At 77.2% G+C, this 1,738-nt stretch carries 1 protein-coding gene; it reads right to left on the bottom strand.

Annotated elements, in window-relative coordinates:
- Nucleotides 1-1,649, bottom strand: a 1,649-nt coding sequence (locus ACWCSD_RS52330; RefSeq protein ID WP_449927352.1) for an ABC transporter permease subunit, incomplete at its 3' end; no start/stop codon positions are given.
- Between the last annotated feature and the right edge of the window lie 89 nt (nt 1,650-1,738).

Below are 1,738 nucleotides of genomic sequence, written 5' to 3'. Positions count from 1 at the left end.
GAGATCGGGTCCAGCCGCCCGGTGTTGGCCGCCAGCAGCGCCCCGGCGGTCCCGGTGACGAACGCCGCCAGCGCGAACGCCCACACCTTGTACCTGGTCAGGGCCACGCCGACGGCCAGCGCGCCGGCCTCGCCGCCCCTGATCGCCGCCCACGCCCGGCCCGGCCGCCCGCGCTGGTGCAGCACGACCAGGACGAGCGCGAGCACCGCGCACAGGACGGCGAACCGGAAGAACCCGGCGTCGGAGGAGGCCATCGAGGGCCGCGGCATGGCCTGCTGCGTCCCGCTGCCCGCCACCCGGCCGAGGAACCCGGGCCCGCCGTCGGGGAACCCGGTCGCCGAGAACGCCACCTGGAACGCCCCGCCGGCCATGAGCGTCACCAGGGCCAGGTCCACGCCGGACAGGCGCAGCGCGGGCAGCCCGTACACGATGCCGACCAGGCAGGTGATCGCCCCGGCCGCCAGCACGACCAGCGGGAACGGCCATCCGGTGGCGAACGCCAGCCGCAGCGCCACCCAGCCGCCGACGCCGAGCAGCGCCACCTGGCCGAGCGAGACCAGCCCGAGCCGGGCGTACAGCAGGGCGATGCCCGCGGCGGGGATGACGAAGATGACCGCGGAGGTGAGCACCCGCACCCAGTAGCCGTCCACGACCAGGGGCACGAGCACCGCCAGCGCCGCGGCCCCGGCGGCCAGCCCGAGCACCACGCGCAGCACCGAACGGGCGTCGCCGGGCGGCAGCGGCCGGGTCCGCGACGGCGGCGCGGGCTCGGCCGGGCGCACCTCGACCGTGCCGCCGCGCCTGGCCCGCGCCCCTGTGCGCTGCAGCCACAGGATCGCCGCGACGGCCACCGCGAACGGCGCGACCGACCGGTACGGCGCGGTCTGCTCCCACGCCCCGCCCAGAGCCTCGGCCAGCCCGATCGCCAGCCCGGCCGCCAGCGTGACCGGCAGCGACCTGAAGCGGCCGACCACGCCCGCCGCCAGCGAGGCGATCACCAGGAAGGTCAGGGTGCCGGCCTCCAGCCGGGTCAGCGAGCCGAGCACCAGCCCGGTCAGCCCGGCCACCGCGCCGCCCGCGGCCCAGGTGACGGTCTCGACCCGCCGGATGGGCACGCCGAGCAGCGCGCTGATCTCGCGGTCGTCGGCCAGCGCGCGCATGGCGGTGCCGAAGCCGGTCCGGCGCAGCAGCACGGCGGTCCCGGCGGTCAGCGCCACGGCCAGGGCCAGCGCGAGCGCCTGGGTGAGCGTGACCCGCGCGCCGCCCACGTCGAACCCGGCCGTGTCGGTCGGCAGGGTGAGCGTGCGCGGGTCGTCGCTCCACGTCCAGTAGCACAGGCCGAGCAGCACGAGCGCGAGACCGAGCGTGCACACCGCCTTGACCAGCGGGTCGCGGGCGGCGACGAGCGGGCTGACCAGGCCGCCGTACAGGCCGGACAGCAGCGCCGACAGCAGCGGCGCGGCCGCCAGCGCGGGCACGACCGGCCAGCCGTCCTGCAGGAGCTGCCAGGACAGCAGCGCGCCGATCGCGCCGAGCGCGCCGTAGGCCAGGTTGAGCACGCCCGTGGCGCGGTAGAGCACGACGATGCCCACGCCCGACAGCGCGTAGACGGCGCCGAGGGCGAGCCCGCTGATGACGAACGGCAGCATCAGCCACGTCGTTCGTCGAGGGGCCCGACCTGCCGCCCGACCTGCACCTGACCGGCCGTCAGGCGGCCGAGCACGCGGCCAAGGCCAAC

This window comes from Nonomuraea sp. NPDC001684 (assembly GCF_053596515.1).
This window is presented reverse-complemented; position numbering and strand designations above follow the sequence as displayed.